Annotated in this window: 13 protein-coding genes, 1 CRISPR repeat array and 1 riboswitch; of the genes, 6 read left to right on the forward strand and 7 right to left on the reverse strand. The window is 55.5% G+C overall.

All coding sequences use genetic code 11. The features are described from left to right. The first annotated feature begins 1 nt into the window (after position 1). A CRISPR array of direct repeats spans positions 2-441; the repeat unit is 33 nt; unit sequence ATTTCAATCCACGCGCTCCGCGAGGAGCGCGAC. A gap of 192 nt (positions 442-633) precedes the next feature. The 7 genes from cas2 to C814_RS07095 all read right to left on the reverse strand — a co-directional run bounded on the left by cas2 (position 634) and on the right by C814_RS07095 (position 8,300). After that, a complete protein-coding gene (gene cas2, locus C814_RS22750; protein ID WP_016314942.1) occupies positions 634-924 on the reverse strand; it encodes a CRISPR-associated endonuclease Cas2 in 291 nt (96 codons plus the stop codon). Positions 925-934: 10 nt separating this feature from the next. Next, positions 935-1,966: a type I-C CRISPR-associated endonuclease Cas1c gene (gene cas1c / locus C814_RS07070; RefSeq protein ID WP_016314943.1), complete on the reverse strand. Its 1,032-nt coding sequence runs from the start codon at positions 1,964-1,966 to the stop codon at positions 935-937. 180 nt (positions 1,967-2,146) lie between these two features. Further along, a complete protein-coding gene (cas4, locus tag C814_RS07075; RefSeq protein ID WP_022788192.1) occupies positions 2,147-2,797 on the reverse strand; it encodes a CRISPR-associated protein Cas4 in 651 nt (216 codons plus the stop codon). 1 nt (position 2,798) lies between these two features. After that, on the reverse strand, positions 2,799-3,689 hold the full coding sequence (gene cas7c / locus C814_RS07080) for a type I-C CRISPR-associated protein Cas7/Csd2 (RefSeq protein ID WP_016314945.1): 891 nt from the start codon (positions 3,687-3,689) through the stop codon (positions 2,799-2,801). After that, positions 3,686-5,476, reverse strand: coding sequence for a type I-C CRISPR-associated protein Cas8c/Csd1 (gene cas8c, locus C814_RS07085; protein ID WP_016314946.1), 1,791 nt, complete (start codon positions 5,474-5,476; stop codon positions 3,686-3,688). Before cas8c ends, cas7c begins: the two co-directional genes overlap by 4 nt. Next, entirely contained in the window at positions 5,473-6,126 is a 654-nt protein-coding gene (cas5c, locus tag C814_RS07090) for a type I-C CRISPR-associated protein Cas5c (protein WP_016314947.1), read from the reverse strand. Before cas5c ends, cas8c begins: the two co-directional genes overlap by 4 nt. Before the next feature lie 14 nt (positions 6,127-6,140). After that, on the reverse strand, positions 6,141-8,300 hold the full coding sequence (locus tag C814_RS07095) for a CRISPR-associated helicase/endonuclease Cas3 (protein WP_016314948.1): 2,160 nt from the start codon (positions 8,298-8,300) through the stop codon (positions 6,141-6,143). A gap of 262 nt (positions 8,301-8,562) precedes the next feature. Between C814_RS07095 and C814_RS07100 the strand changes: the two genes are divergently transcribed. The 6 genes from C814_RS07100 to gcvPB all read left to right on the forward strand — a co-directional run bounded on the left by C814_RS07100 (position 8,563) and on the right by gcvPB (position 15,468). Then, positions 8,563-9,549, forward strand: a complete 987-nt coding sequence (locus tag C814_RS07100) for a LacI family DNA-binding transcriptional regulator (protein WP_016314949.1) — start codon at positions 8,563-8,565, stop codon at positions 9,547-9,549. A gap of 247 nt (positions 9,550-9,796) precedes the next feature. Beyond that, entirely contained in the window at positions 9,797-10,807 is a 1,011-nt protein-coding gene (yiaK, locus tag C814_RS07105) for a 3-dehydro-L-gulonate 2-dehydrogenase (RefSeq protein WP_016314950.1), read from the forward strand. 142 nt (positions 10,808-10,949) lie between these two features. Then, positions 10,950-11,035, forward strand: a riboswitch (glycine riboswitch). 163 nt (positions 11,036-11,198) lie between these two features. After that, positions 11,199-12,284, forward strand: coding sequence for a glycine cleavage system aminomethyltransferase GcvT (gene gcvT, locus C814_RS07110; protein ID WP_022788193.1), 1,086 nt, complete (start codon positions 11,199-11,201; stop codon positions 12,282-12,284). Between the two features lie 52 nt (positions 12,285-12,336). Beyond that, positions 12,337-12,714, forward strand: coding sequence for a glycine cleavage system protein GcvH (gene gcvH, locus C814_RS07115; RefSeq protein WP_016314952.1), 378 nt, complete (start codon positions 12,337-12,339; stop codon positions 12,712-12,714). A gap of 4 nt (positions 12,715-12,718) precedes the next feature. Then, on the forward strand, positions 12,719-14,041 hold the full coding sequence (gene gcvPA / locus C814_RS07120; RefSeq protein ID WP_016314953.1) for an aminomethyl-transferring glycine dehydrogenase subunit GcvPA: 1,323 nt from the start codon (positions 12,719-12,721) through the stop codon (positions 14,039-14,041). After that, positions 14,032-15,468 (forward strand): aminomethyl-transferring glycine dehydrogenase subunit GcvPB, encoded by a 1,437-nt coding sequence (gcvPB, locus tag C814_RS07125; RefSeq protein WP_016314954.1) that lies wholly within the window; start codon positions 14,032-14,034, stop codon positions 15,466-15,468. The genes gcvPA and gcvPB overlap by 10 nt, the downstream gene beginning before the upstream one ends. Positions 15,469-15,596: the final 128 nt, after the last annotated feature.

The following is a 15,596-nucleotide window of genomic DNA, read 5'->3' on the forward strand; positions in this document are numbered from 1 at the left end:
GATTTCAATCCACGCGCTCCGCGAGGAGCGCGACACCGTTACCACGGCATAGGCGATAATATCGTCCAATTTCAATCCACGCGCTCCGCGAGGAGCGCGACACGGGGATAATCTGGATCTCACCGTCCAGCAGGCGGATTTCAATCCACGCGCTCCGCGAGGAGCGCGACCTTTGCGCTGTCAATCTCAAACGTTCCGCAGTTCAATTTCAATCCACGCGCTCCGCGAGGAGCGCGACACCACGGGCACTTCATACCACTTCCGATCGTAGTAATTTCAATCCACGCGCTCCGCGAGGAGCGCGACCCGATCCTGATCATGCAGCCAACAATTACAATGGCGATTTCAATCCACGCGCTCCGCGAGGAGCGCGACCGGCGCGGCGTGCCATTTCTGGCCCCGGTTATTATTTCAATCCACGCGCTCCGCGAGGAGCGCGACAGCAAAAAAACACAAAACAGAAGAGCGTTCTTTGTGATAAACATAGAATATTATGAGTCTTTTAGATAAATAAAGAAAGGGAGCCGTTAGAAAACTTTTTGTTTGTGAATGGCAGACGGAATATTTGTGGTGCGAATCCCAGAGGATTTTCTGTGTGCTTAACATTCGCACTGTTTGAACGGGACTCGAATTTTACAGAATCAGAGGATCGTTTACATCAAAACTGGCTTTGGCTCCAATATGTTCGACTTTCTTTTTATATTGGTTTCCAAGATAATAAAATCTCAGACTATCGGTTTCCGGGTCAATGAGCGATATTAATTTTTGCTGGACTGACCGACAAAGAGCGGCATCCATATGACATTCAAACACGGAATTTTGGACACGCTGTCCATAGTTTATACACTGTTTGGCTACTTGACGAAGCCGCTTTCGTCCGGCTGATGTCTGGGTGTTGACATCATAGGTTATCAATACCAACAATAGAGATCACCTACTTCCAGAAAAATGGGGGATACCCATCCAAATCTCCGCGGAGATAGCGGGCGAGCAACATCGCCTGAATATACGGGGCAAGTCCCCACGGTATTTTTTCTTCTAAAAATGGATGTGTCAACAGCTCCTGCTTTCTGAGCTGCCATGCGTTGAGGACAGATCGACGGGTATCATCATCCATCAGGATTGCGCCGTTCTCCTTTTCAGTGAATCCGGTTGCCTTGACCTGTTTTTTATTGATAATTGACAGGACAAACCGGTCAGCGATTACCGAGCGGAATTCTTCCATCAAGTCGAGACTGAGGGAGGTACGGCCAGGGCGATCCCTGTGCAGGAACCCGACGTAAGGATCGAGACCCACCGACTCCAGCGCGGAAGAAACATCGTGCGCTAGCAAGGAGTAAGTGAATGAAAGCAGCGCGTTGACTCGGTCGAGAGGTGGACGGCGGCTGCGGGACGAAAACGAAAAGGAATCTTTCTGTTGCAGGATCAGCTCGTCAAAGACGGAGAAATAGCGGGAAGCAGCTTCTCCTTCCACACCGCGCAGCTGTTCCAAATTTTGCGCTTGGGAGAGCTGCCCCAGCGCATTTTTCAAAAATCCGGAAGCACGATCCACTTTGGTGGCATCCAAACGCATCGGATGATCCCTCATCGCCCGTTCAAGTACCCAGCGGGAGTTGTGGAGCTTTCCAAACAGAAATGACCGCGCAATCCCAAGGCTCTGCTGCTCATCATCCGAAATGCGATACTGGGTTTTGCGAAGTACCACATTTCCGTGACCTTCCCCGGTCACCCGGGAGAGAAACCTCCCACTGGGTGTGAAGAAGGACAGCGCGATTCCACGCCGGGCACAGGCACCCATCAGGGCAGGGCTTGCACCTGTATAGCCAAACACCAGGATGCTTTCCAGATTGTGCAGGGGAATCCGTCTCACTTCCTTACCATCTTGCAGGACAACGATGTTTTCCCCGTCCAGAGACAGGTAGACGTCCGGCAGGGTAACATAAAGGGTATTGCCCAGCTTTCTCATGATGGTTCCTCCTATATGGTCAGCCTGCTTAAAAAATGACTTTATTTTTGAGCGGCAGGTATTGCCTGCAAGTATGCAGCGTGTTTGTTGATCATGTGATGTGAAACAGCGGCCTTTTGCGACTGCGTCCAAAAGGCCGCTGCCGCAAAAAAATGGTTGGATCCTTTTGGGGCATTTCAATCATAAATATCTTTGGAGATAGGGTTGGACCGAGCTTTTCCGATAAAGTTTGGGTAAGCAAAGTTCTTTCAGGGAACACGCGTTGCAGTGTTTTGCAGGCTTGGCCTTGGGGGTGTACCGGCGGGAAAACAGCATATGCATTTCATTGAGCATCTCCCGCACCCGACAGCGCAGGTCTTCTCCCAAGGGAACACGGGTACGGCGCCCAGTTTCCCCATAATAGAGAGCTGCTTCTGGAATTTCACATCCAAACATCTCCTCCAGACAGAGCGACTGGCAGCAGACTTGGAGCCGGTCGCAATCGTCCTCTTTCGGGGAACCGCGTTTATACTCTACTGCCATGGGCAGATAGCGTCCGTCCCGTCCGGCGATTGGCACACCATCCGGAGCGGCACGCAATTCGACCACATCACATACACCGTTGACCCCGAGGGAACGTGAGAAAACTGGCATCCCACGGGAGATCAGCAGATCGCCTCGCTTCTCGGTGACAAATGGGCCGTGGGCTTTCTGGTGCAGAAGAGCCCCCTCGACGGTGCGAAGGTTCTCCTGCCACTGCTGTTCAATATGGATCAGCGCCCATTGTCTCCGACAGAAGGAAAAATGCTGTAATCCGGACAGACTGAGAAAGTCTTCTTCCCGATACTCCATGTCAGACCTTGCGGATACAGGTGACGCCGGCCGGCACTGCGGCCTCATCAATCCGTACCTCATAATCGGTATAGGCCCGAGGAGCCTGTACGCCCTCACGGCGGTGCACCTGCACCAGATCGAACAGTCTGTGGGAAGGCGCATTGCCCAGTTCGCTCTCGTGGCGGAAGACGATCAGCTCCCGCACCGCCATCTTGCCGCGCGCGGCTGAGTGATCGTGCTCGAACATGTTGATGATCGCTTCCCAAAGCAGTTCCAGGTCCTCCTCCGAGAAACCGGTAAATCTGCGGGCAAGGTTGGCCGAGACATATCCTTCCGCGCGGTAGAGCGCATACGGAACAATGTATTTGCGGCCCATCTCGGTCCCTTTTTTCAGTGCATCCTCTTCGGTTGTGATCGCAACACGGGTAATGGTCACCTCTTTGGAGAAGATCGGGTCGATGCTGCGCGCAAAACCGATCTGTACCGGGCCGCGTACCTGACCGCAGTTTAGTTTTGCTTTCACGAAGGTGGTCATTACCGCGCCAAAGGTGCGTATGTCATAAAACTCCCGGCACATATAGTCCCGGATCGCCGCATCAATATTAGGGCGGTCTTTTTTCAGCTCCTTGAGCTGGGATTCCTCCACCCCTTCATGTGCAAACGCTTTCTGGTCACTGGTATTGAGGGGAACGTTCTCTTTGATGTAGATTTGAAAACCAGGTGTACTCTCTTTTACGGTCTCGACATAGTTGCGGATCTTGCGTTTGAGGCAAACGTCGGTTACAAGGCCATGTCCGGTCTCTGCATCGACGCGCGGCAGGTTGCCTGCATCCGGGTCGCCGTTGGGATTGCCGTTCTCTACATCGAACAGGATGATAAATTCGTATCGATTTTTAATGGCTTCACTCATGGCTGCTGTTCCTCCTCTTTCTTCTCAGCTTTGGCATAATTAGCACGATTTTGATGGTAGTACCCAAGGATGAAGATGCCCTGTTCGTCAAGCGAAAGCTGCGCCGGAAACGGATCATCCGTTACCTCCAGTTTGCCGAGCAGGCTGTCAATCCTGTTATAGCTGGTCGTGCCGTACTCTGCCTTGGAAATATGCGCCATTGAGAGCCGTAGGAGGGTTGGAAAGACCGAAGAAGGGTTGGCACAGGCGGAAGCAAAATAGCGGTCCCGAATGGTGGTGCTGATCCCGGGACTGGCGTCCTGTTGGGCCTTTTCCAATACGGAGAACAGCCGCCCGAGCACATAGGCTTTGTTGGTGGATTGTTCATTGAGTGACACAGTCAATACCTCCCGATCAGATGGTTTGAGACGTTTGCGGAGAAGGCAGGCTTTTAAGATTGCCGCCTTGTAATAACTGACCTCATGTTCCGCGCGGATGCGCAGATGGATTGCCGAAGCGAGTGATTCGGGGTAAGGGGAGCCGGTGAGGATCGCACGCATCACCGCGCCGGAGAGCAGCGGGGAAGCGGACTTGTCCCGGGAAGCGGGAGAAACGGTTTCTGCCAGCAGCTTCCATGGGGGGAACACCTCTGGCTCAAACGGTGCATGTGCAAGCTGCAAGTCCCGATAATGGGCGGTGATCCGCTCCAGGAAATTTCCAAAGCTGTCCCGCAGGAAAAAACGCACAGAAAGCCGCGCCGAATTGGGAGAGAGCGCGAGGATGCAGAACTGCACATTGGGATCAAGGTGAAAAGCGGAGGCGACCGGCAGCCCGGAAGCGACCTTTCCGATCGCCCGTCTAATCATAGATTCGGTGGCGGTGTCCTGCACCGCATTGGTTCCCCCCTCATCCATCGGCGGATTCATAAACAGCTGCGAGACCTCCTGATAAGCGGTGCCGGGCGCTTCTGCCCAGTAGACGACGGTTGCGTCCCCGAGCCGCATCCGATAGGCGGAGCCGGCGAGCAGGCGGTTCAGCACCGTCGTGTAGGCGAATGCGGCATACTCGCTGACCGGCGCATTCAATCCCTGTCCATTCTCCCTACCGTAGGATTCGTAGGCACGTGCATTGAACGAGACGATCGAAGCCCCAACCGCCTGCGCCCCCTGCACTCCTTTGATACTGGGATGCAGGCGCGCGATCGGACGCAGCTCCCCACTGACAAGGCATTGTCCTCGCACAGTGCTGCTGCCAGCCTCCCGGTCGGCTTCCCATGCTGCCTGTATTTCCGGCACCTTGTGGAGTAATCTGCCACCCTCCAGCTGGAAGGCGATGTTGGCTCCAGCAGCCAGATCATCGAGACTGGACTGTAATAGCGGGTGCTGTGCGGCGGTATCCGGGTTCCAGCGGGAGACAAATCTACAGATCGCCCTGGCTTCCGGGACTTCGAGCGATCCGAGCAGCCGCAGATGTTTTTCCCGGAATGCTTCGAAACATCTCCGGGTGCGTTCCGGCCTGCCTTTGGTATCCAAACCAAAGACGTATTCTGCGTTTTCACAAAGAAAGTTGGCGCGCACCCCTGATGCTTTTTTCGCCGGTTCGGGCATCAGCATCAACTGCGGGACCTCGGCCAGCTTTTTCCCGCGCTGCTGCTGGATTTTACAGGGGATCAGGCCGAGCAGCTCCCCTTCGGGGGAGAGGGAGGCGATCAGCGAAACTTTGACATACGCCCAGCCCGGACGCGCGATCCCGCTTTCGGGGTCGTCCGCGAGAATTTCGTAATACCGAAGGAGCGATTGCAGAATCATCGTACCACCTCACAGTCGGTCAGATCGACCACACCGTTCTCCATCCGCGCCCGGAAAAAGATCGGCTGGATATTTTCCGGATCTCTGAAGTCCATGTCGTAGAGCATGTAACCCAGATCGCGGGTTTCGGGGAGCGGGGCCGGCGGATCATCTTCGACCAGCCGGAACTGTGCGGGGAACTCCCGGCAGCCCAGGCAGGGCTGGTGGAAGCATTGCCCTTCCCGCATCCGGCGCAGCGCAATATTATAGTGCTTTTTCTCGTCGTCCCGCTCGCCGGCCTTGTCGGTCATCTCGAAGTGCGCTTCGATCAGATAGCGGACGTTGCGCAGCAGCAGGGAAGCGCGCTGCTGGATGTCCGCTGAGGTGTTGATATAGAGCGGTTTTCGGGAACCGTTCATCACCGACCAGGCGGTACTGTGTGAGAGTTTGGAGCTGACCTCGTTGCGCCGGATATTGGTGAAAACAACCGGACTGCACACCTGGATGCGGTCGATCACCCAGCGGATTGCAGGTTTCCAATAGATTGCGTCCAGAATACCGCGCGCGGCGGAAGGGGTAATTATGTCGTAACTCACCCGCTCGACCTTCATCTCCGGACGGGAGAAAAGCGCATAATCGCCCCAGACTTCCAGCTTGATTCCATAGCCCAAAAGACCACTTCCTTTCAGAAAAAGATGCCCTGTCCGCCGGAACCCTCCGACAGAATCAGACCGGTTTGCGGATGATACCCTTCCGGGTCGGCGAGTATGGACAATCCGTCGCAGGGCTGTTCCAGCTTCCCATCCGCCTGAAGTGCCCGGTATTCCGGTTCATAGACCGAAACTGTATAAGGCTGCATCGCGCGGATGAGGTCGCGCTGTGGGGGACCGCTGCGCAGTTTGGCGATGAGCTGTTCAGCCCGCTGATCGAATGGGATCACAACCGGACGGGTAGCCTGCCCGATCAGCTCGAACGATCGTGCAATCTCAGCAAAGGGAAAACTGTATGCGGTCACACTCGCTTCCAGTTTGCGGCAGATATCTTTTATATCCAGGCTATCGTCCCCGGAGACCTCATAAAGCCGGGTGAAGTAGGTGTGAATCGTCTCGAGGGAAAGGGGATCGGGATGCTTTTGGAGGATATTACGTGCCAGTTCAGCCGGACGCCGCAAGGAGTGTGAACGGGGCTGGTAGGCAGGTTCCGGTTCAAAAACGAATACATCGCCGACCGAGTGCCTGTACTCACGGTTGCAGCGCCCAGCCGACTGCACGAGCGAATCTATCCCAGCCATCGCGCGGTAGACGACGGGGAAGTCCACGTCCACGCCCGCTTCGATGAGCTGGGTGGAAAAGACCCGGCAGTCGGTCCCTGCGCGCAGCCTTCGACGGATCTCATCAATGACCGCTTTGCGGTGGATGGGGCACATCAGTGTAGAGAGGTGAAAAGAGTCGCTGCCGCCAACGGCGTGATAGAGCGCCCGCGCATGGGAACGGGTATTGACGATGCAAAGCACCTGTGAAAGCCTTTGCAGCTCCTCGCAGAGGGCGTCATTTGAGAGTTCTCCGCGGAGCACCATCCGGGTCCGCTGGAAGAACCGGTAAAGGCCGTCGGTATCCTTACAGATTTCCTGTATTGCACTGGGAGGGAAAAAACGGCCAAGCGCAGGCTGGGTCGCGCTGCATAAGACAGCAGTACACCGGTAGTTGCGCACCAGTTCGGAGATCGCCTGTGTGCAGGGACGCAGATATTCGGTGGGAAGCATCTGTGCCTCATCAAACAGGATCACGCTGTTGGCAATGTTGTGCAGCTTGCGGCAGCGGGAGGGGCGGTTGGAGAAGAGGGATTCAAAAAACTGGACATTGGTGGTCACAATCAGCGGCACATCCCAATTTTCGGAAGCAAGTTTCTGCTTTTTCAGGATTCCGTGTTCGTCGTCAGCGGAAAAGTCAAAGTTGGAATGGTGCTGCAATACCGATTCCGCTCCCAATAGTTCGGAAAAAACAGCTCCATTCTGTTCGATGATCGAGGTATAGGGAATCACATAGATGACCCGATCCAAACCGTTTTTCAGGGCATGGCGGAGCGCGAAAGCGAGGGAAGAAAGGGTTTTTCCGCCGCCGGTCGGTACGGTCAGGCTGAACAGCCCGCGTGGATGGACGGAAGCGTCGATGCAGTCCCGCAGGATGGCGCACCGTTTCTGGTCGATCGGCCGGTCACTGTGCCCGAATGTTTCTAATTTTTGGTCGAGCCTATGCGACAGCAGCTCCAGATCAGAGGGGATTTCCCGGTCAATAGTGCCATTCGACTGGAACCGCTCGGTATCCAGAAAGTCTGCATCCACCAGGCAGGAGTAGAGCATCCGGATGTAGAAGGAAAGGGTAAAGCCGATCGACTTACGGGAGGCGGGTTGGAGCGCAAACGGCCGCGTGGGAATAGCGGGCAGGTCATTTTCGGTAAAAAAAGCGTCGTGAGGCTCCAGTTTCCGCAGCAGCCTCCCTGCCAGAGTGGTGTCAGCTTCGGTATCGGCCTGATCCCCGCCGTCCGGCAGCCCGCCATGGTGCCCCGCCACACAATAAGCGAGCAGCTTTCCGATCTTCGGATTTTGCCGGAAAAGTGCCTGCGCACCGGCTGTTGAATGGTCCGGACGCAGCTTCCCGCCCCGGATACGTTTTTGAAAGGCTTCGGAATATTTTCCCATATCGTGCATCCGGGCGCAAAGCCCTGCAAGCTCGCTGCTCTGGAAAGGGGCTGCAAATCGTTCGGCAAGCTGTGCGGTTCCTTCCAGATGTTCTTTTACCGTTTGCGCAACCTGGTCCTGTTCGCGATAGTGAGCGATATAGTCCAAAAAATCACCACCAATCTGTCGAGTTTTGTCATTTTATACAATCTATTTTAATAAAATTATTTGTGCAAATTCAATAGGAATATTGGACGAAAATTCCAAGAAATGTTTGTCGGCTCATACAGAAAGCAAGAAGAAACAACCGGTTTTGTGCCATCGGTGAGGCAGCTCGTTCTTCTGCAAAAATCTTGACAGCTGCCGCTAAAACGGATACAATTTTGAAAGGGCTTTCAACCGTTTTGCATAGCAGGAGGAGCGGAAAAAGATGAATATTTACGATATTGCGAAAGAAGCCGGGGTTTCGATCTCTACGGTCTCACGGGTATTGAACAAGAAAGAGAATGTCAATGAGGAGACCCGCTGTAAGGTGGAGGAGATTCTAAAAAAATATGACTATGTCCCAAGCGGGATTGCGCGGGGGATGGTTTCCAAATCGATGAAAACAGTGGCGATCCTGACAGTCGATGTGCGGGTGCCGCAGTATGCGCGTATTGCCTATACGATTGAGCGGGAATTCAGCAAACGGGGGTATAATGTCCAGCTTTGCAACACTGGCGGAGACCTGGAAGAAGCGGTACAGTATCTGGATGTTGTCACCAGCAAGCAGGTGGATGGTGTGGTCCTGGTAGGCTCGATCTTCAACCGAATCGAGCTGGATGAGCGGGTCGCGTCCCTGTTGAAGCATATACCGGTTGTGGTGGCGAACGGTCAGCTGAATCTGCCCGGCTGCTACTCGGTTCTGGTGGACGATCGTTTGGGAATCTCCTTGGCGGTTGACCACCTTTACCAGAAGGGCCATCGGGAGATTTTTTATCTGAAGGACATGGATACTGACAGCGCACAGCGCAAGCAGGCCGGCTTTCTGGAAACGATGAAACGGTTGGGGCTGGACGGGGCGTCGCATATCAGGGAGACCGAATTTGGCCTACAGGGCGGAATGCAGGCGGTGCAGCGGCTTCTGGATTCGAAAGTGGAGGTCAGCGCGATCGTCTGTGGGGAGGACCTGACTGCGGTTGGCGTGCTCAAAGGCTTAAAATGTGCGGGGATCAAGGTGCCGGAAGAGATTGCGGTGACCGGTTTCAACCACTCTGATTATGCAAAGGTCTGTGAACCGGAGCTGACTACGGTTGACAACAAAGCTGAACTGGTGGGAGGGCTGAGTGTGCAGCTTTTGGAGACGCTGATCCGAAAAGGGGAGCATTATGCCTCTATGGTGGTGCAGCCGCAGCTTGTGCTTGGAAGAAGCTCATAAAAGCGCTTTTTTATATTTTTTAAAAATAAAGCTGCAATCCAATCGAAAGATTTGATTGGATTGCAGCTTTTTGCACTATTTAAACGCTTGAAATAACATTAAAATTATAAATTATGACAAATTAGAGAAAGGGCAATAGGAGCATCTTGACTTTTGAAAGAGATTTGCTATACTGATTATAGAAAAGCGCTTTCATAAAAACTGCGAACGATATTTTAGATGATTTTTTAAGAAGGAGTGTTGCAAAATGCGTATCCCGGCACAGGAATTAAAGGCAACCTTTCAGGAAATCCTGCTTGGACGTGGGGTCGATCCGGTGATTGCGGAGGCTGCCGCCCAGAATTTTACGGATACCAGTGTGGATGGCGTCTATAGCCATGGCGTCAACCGGTTCCCTCGGGTCATCAGCTACCTGGACAAAGGGGTGGTAGATGGGAAAGCAAAACCCGAGTGCACCGCAAAAATGGGCGGTTTCGAGCGCTGGGATGGGCATATGGGCCTCGGGAATGCCAACGCCCGACTCGCGATGGACCGGGCATGCGAGCTAGCGCAGGGACATGGAATCGGCATCGTGGCGATCGGCAACACCAATCACTGGATGCGGGGCGGCGCCTATGGGTGGCAGGCTGCGGACCGGGGCTGTGTGGGAATCTGCTGGACCAACACGATGCCCAATACCCCGGCATGGGGCGGCAAGGAAGCAAAGATCGGAAACAACCCATTTATCCTCTCGGTTCCGCAGAGCGAGGGAAAACATGTGGTGATCGACTGCGCGATGAGCCAGTTTGCGTATGGGAAGATCGAGATGGCTCGGATGAAAGGGGAACAGCTCCCGGTTCCGGGCGGCTGGGACAGCGAAGGCAACATCACCACCGATCCCGCCGAAATCGAAAAGACCCAGCGTGTTCTGACGATCGGTTACTGGAAGGGCAGCGGGCTTTCGATCGCGCTCGATCTGGTGGCAGCGATCCTGTCAGGGGCCAACACCGTCACCGACATCGGCCGGAAATATACCGAAGAAGTTGGGCTGTCACAGGTGATGATTGCGATTGATCCCAGGCATATGAACACTGCAGCGCTCACCGACAACATCATCAAAACGGTTGTGGAGGACATCAAAACGGCTGAACCGACCACGCCGGGCGGAAAAATCTTTTATCCGGGAGAACTCGAGCTGGTGACCCGCAGGGAAAACATCGAAAACGGTGTACCGGTTCTGGAGGAGGTCTGGGAGACGATCCAGAGTTTGAAAGCCTGAAAAGATTTGGAATCCCCATATTTGTTCAAAATGCCTGGAAAGAGAAAATAAATTTGGTCTTTTTGCGGAAATTTTGAAAAGGGGGTTGCCAAAAACGGGTGGAGCCGGTATACTAGCGGTAACCAAACTGAATATTTTTCGGAAGATGGGTCCGGGAGAGACCGCTTCAATGCGGCGCCGAAGGTGAAGTCGCGATAAACTCTCAGGCAAAAGAACCGGATTCGGACGAAACTCTGGAAAGCTGGGCAAGGCTGTCTGGCACCGAAGAAGCAATCCTCATTGCGAGGAGAATCTTTCAGGTATGAATGACGGGGGCGTACTACGGGTAAAACGAGTACGTCTCCGTTTTTTATATGGCGCAGCAAAATCGGAAAGGAAAGAGGGATGCAAGTTGGAACTGAAAACACCACTCTATGACTGCCATGCCGCATGTGGCGGCAAGATTGTCCCGTTTGCGGGCTATCTGCTGCCGGTACAGTACGGCACAGGCGTGATCGAGGAGCATATGGCGGTCCGCACCAAAGCAGGGCTGTTCGATGTTTCCCACATGGGTGAGGTGATCTATAAGGGCAGGGATGCGCTGGCGAACCTGAACCACCTGCTGACCAATGATTTTACCAATATGTATGACGGGCAGGTCCGCTACAGTGTGATGTGTTACGAGGATGGCGGCGTGGTGGACGACCTGATTGTTTATCGGATTACCGCGGAAAGCTATCTGATCGTAGTGAATGCGTCCAACCGCCACAAAGATGTCGCGTGGATGAAGGAGCACCTGTTCGGGGAGTGCACGATTGAGGATATTTCGGATCGCGTGGCGCAGCTTGCCCTACAGGGGCCGAACGCCAAAGCGATTCTGGAAAAGCTCACGTCGGCCGAGGATATCCCGGCGAAATATTACAGCTTTGTGCGGCAGGGGAAGGTAGGCGGGTTCGACTGCCTGATCTCCCAGACCGGCTATACCGGCGAGCATGGATACGAGATCTACCTCTCGAACGAGGACGCCCCGAAGCTCTGGAACCTGCTGTTGGAAACCGGAAAGCCGGAAGGGCTGATTCCCTGCGGCCTGGGCGCACGCGATACCCTGCGTCTGGAAGCCGGGATGCCGCTCTACGGACATGAAATGGATGAAACGATCGACCCGCTCGAGACCGGCCTGGGCTTTGGCGTGAAGATGGGAAAAGAGGCGTTCATTGGCAAGAAGGGGATCGAAGCCAAGGGCGCGCTGACCCGCAAGCGGGTAGGGCTGAGGGTGACCGGACGCGGGATCATCCGTGAACATGCGGACGTCTACGCGGATGGGAAGAAGATCGGGCAGACCACCTCGGGCACCCACTGTCCGTATCTGGGGCATCCGGTCGCAATGGCGCTGCTCGAGATCGCCTATACCGAGCCGGGCACCCAGGTGGAGGCTGAAGTCCGCGGGCGCAGGATTGCCGCCGAAGTTGTCAAACTTCCGTTCTATAAACGCGCATAATAAATACATCTGTGTTTTTCCATAAAAAGCATATTATTAGGAGGAAATAATCATGAATACACCGAAAGAACTGCTTTATTCCAAGTCGCACGAATGGGTTGCCTTCAGTGGGGATACCGCAAAGGTCGGCCTGACCGATTTTGCCCAGAATGCATTGGGCGGACTGGTGTTTGTCAACCTGCCGGAGGTGGGGGACGAAGTCGAGAAGGGGAAAGCCTGTGCAGACGTTGAATCGGTCAAGGCGGTTTCGGACGTCTACTGTCCGGTTTCCGGGGAGGTCACCGCGATCAATGAGGACCTGCTCGACCAGCCCGAGCTGATCAACCAGTCGCCCTATGAGGCGTGGCTGTTCGAGGTGGGCAGCATTTCTGATAAGGAAGAGCTGCTCGATGCGGCAGCTTATGAGGCGTTCTGCGCCGAGGAGGAATAAGCAGATGGGAAGCTATGTTCCGTCCACCCGGCAGGAACGCGCGCAGATGCTGCAAAAGATCGGTGCGGACAGCATCGACGCGCTGTTTGCGAACGTCCCGGCTGGGATGAAGCTGAAAGCACTTCATATCCCACAGGGAAAATCCGAACTTGAGGTCAGCGAACTGGTGAGCTCACTCGCTGCGGAAAACCGGGTGTTCCCGGTGATCTTCCGCGGCGCGGGCGCCTACAACCACTATATCCCCTCGATCGTTAAAAGCGTGACCTCCAAAGAAGAGTTTGTCACCGCCTATACCCCCTATCAGGCGGAAATCAGCCAGGGGATTTTGCAGTCGATCTTCGAGTACCAGACGATGATCTGTGAGCTGACCGGTATGGACGTCTCCAACGCGTCGGTCTATGACGGGGCATCTGCGGCAGCGGAAGCGGTTGCGATGTGCCGTGACCGCAGACGCGGCCGGGTTCTGGTCTCCGCGGCGGCACATCCAATGGTGATCCGCACGATCCAGACCTACTGCCACGCGGCGCATGTGGAAGTGGAGATCGTTCCGATGAAGGATGGTGTAACCGACAAGGACGCGCTGGTTTCGATGCTGGATGCAAAGGCCGCCTGTTTCTATCTCCAGCAGCCCAACTATCTAGGCCAGTTTGAGGACGCGGACGCCCTCGGGGAGCTGGTGCACAGTGCGGGCGCCAAATACGTCATGGGGGTCAACCCGATTGCCTGTGCGATGGTCAAAACCCCGGCTGAGTCGGGCGCGGACATCGCGGTCGGTGAAGGGCAGCCGCTCGGAATGCCGCTTTCATTCGGCGGCCCGTACCTCGGGTTTATGGCCTGCACCAGCGCGATGATGCGCAAACTGCCCGGACGGATCGTCGGGGAAACCACCGATTCGGAGGGGAACCGCGCATTTGTACTGACCCTGCAGGCGCGTGAACAGCATATCCGCCGGGAAAAGGCATCCTCCAACGTTTGCTCGAACCAGGCGCTCTGCGCACTGACCGCGTCGGCCTACATGACTGCGATGGGCGCACAGGGGATGCAGCAGGTCGCGGAGCTGTGCTATTCCAAGGCGCATTATGCGGCGGCGGAGCTGGGAAAGATCAGCGGGTTTGAACTGGCCTATACGGGACCGTTTTTCCATGAGTTTGTCACCGGCTGTCCGGGTGACCCGCAGGCCCTGCTTTCCAGGCTGGAGGGCGAGGGGATTCTGGGAGGCTATCCGGTCGAAGGCGGTATTCTCTGGTGCGTCACCGAGATGAACACCAAGGCGCAGATTGACAGGCTGGTATCGGTTATCCAGGAGGTGCGTGCAACATGGAACTGATTTTTGAACGGAGCAGAGAGGGCCGCGGCTGCGCGATCCTGCCAGGGCTGGATGTCCCGGCCGCTGAACTGCCGGAAGCGCTGCGGCGCGGCAGAAAGCTTCATCTTCCCCAGATTGCGGAGGTGGACATCAGCCGCCATTATACCGCGCTGATGAAGCGCACCCATGGGGTCAATGACGGGTTTTATCCGCTCGGCTCCTGCACGATGAAATATAACCCCAAAATCAACGACGAGATGGCCGGCCTGCCGGGCTTTTCCAAGATCCATCCGCTCCAGCCGGCACATACGGTGCAGGGATGTCTGAAAGCGCTCTGCATGGCGGAAGAGCTGCTCTGCGAGATCACCGGCATGGATGGGATGACCTTCCAGCCCGCAGCGGGCGCACACGGGGAATTCACCGGCCTGATGCTGATTCAGGCGTACCATGAATCGCGCGGGGACCGAAAACGCACCAAGATCATCGTGCCGGATGCGGCACACGGAACCAACCCGGCGAGCGCGTCGATGGTCGGGTACGAGGTGGTCAGCATCCCCTCGAACAGCGAAGGCTGTGTCGATCTGGAAAAGCTGCGTGCAGCGGTCGGTGAGGACACCGCGGGCCTGATGCTCACCAATCCGAACACAGTCGGCATCTTTGACAAGAATATCCTTGAGATCACCCGGATCATCCACGACGCTGGCGGGCTGAACTACTACGACGGCGCAAACCTGAATGCGGTCATGGGGATGGTGCGTCCGGGCGATATGGGCTTTGACGTGATCCATCTCAACCTGCATAAGACCTTCTCGACCCCGCATGGCGGCGGCGGCCCCGGTTCCGGTCCGGTCGGCTGTAAGGAGCTGCTCAAGCCGTTCCTGCCGGTGTTCCATCAGGTGCGGGAGGGGGATTCCTGCCAGTTTGACACCCCGGCACAGTCGATCGGCAGTGTCAAGGCGTTCTATGGCAACTTCCTCGTGGTGCTGCGTGCGCTGACCTATGTCCTCACGCTGGGCGCCGAAGGGATTCCGGAGGCGTCCGCCAACGCGGTGCTCAATGCCAACTATCTGATGCATGAGTTGGCCGGCCTGTATGAGATGGCCTATGATGGGCCGTGTATGCATGAGTTTGTTATGTCCCTTTCGAAGCTCAAGAAAGAGAACGGGGTCAGTGCGATGGACATTGCCAAGTCGCTGCTCGACCACGGCATCCATCCGCCGACGATGTACTTCCCGCTGATCGTGGAAGAAGCGCTGATGGTCGAGCCGACCGAAACCGAGTCGAAGGAAACACTCGATCAGGCGGCAGCGGTTTTCCGCAGCATCTACGAGACAGCGCTCTCCGACCCGCAGAGCCTGCATGAAGCGCCGGTGCGTACACCGATCCGCAGGCCGGATGAACTGGGAGCAGCGCGCAACCCGAAGCTGCGCTATCAATTTACAGAGTAAGAACCTGGACTCATCATCCGGGGATGCCGGATGGGCGAGGGATTTTGCTGCCCTGCAAGGCGAAGCAGCAGGCCGGCAAAAGGCCCGCTCAGACGGTGTCAAATGGTTGTGAATACGGGTTCTGAAAT

The organism is Anaerotruncus sp. G3(2012), assembly GCF_000403395.2.
Lineage (GTDB): Bacteria > Bacillota > Clostridia > Oscillospirales > Ruminococcaceae > Anaerotruncus.